The organism is Pseudoalteromonas sp. S3178 (assembly GCF_005886985.1).
Classification (GTDB): Bacteria; Pseudomonadota; Gammaproteobacteria; order Enterobacterales; family Alteromonadaceae; genus Pseudoalteromonas; species Pseudoalteromonas carrageenovora.
The window spans coordinates 1-235 of record NZ_PNCW01000145.1 but is presented as its reverse complement, the minus strand read 5'-3'; the positions used below and the strand labels follow the sequence as shown (position 1 = coordinate 235).

General features: G+C 40.9%; 1 protein-coding gene. It reads right to left on the bottom strand.

From position 1 onward, the window contains the following. Window positions 1–45: 45 nt before the first annotated feature. A partial coding sequence (locus tag CWC11_RS20390) for a hypothetical protein (RefSeq protein ID WP_138684145.1) occupies window positions 46–235 on the bottom strand: 190 nt, incomplete at its 5' end.

The following is a 235-nucleotide window of genomic DNA, read 5'->3' as shown; positions in this document are numbered from 1 at the left end:
AGCACTCTTGTCAATGCAAAACTCAACAGCAATAACCTTTAGTTGCTAGTCCATGCTTGGGGCACTGGAGTACACCAACTCAATTAGGTTATTCATCGTTCTTGATTTTTGCATATAAGCTTTTTCCATATGGGCAAGCTCTTGTAGTTCAAATAAGGTCGTTTCTACGAGTGCCAGCCATTTTTCTGTGGTGTCTGGTACCGCTTCACTTTGCTTTGTTGCTTTTTTTAGTGTG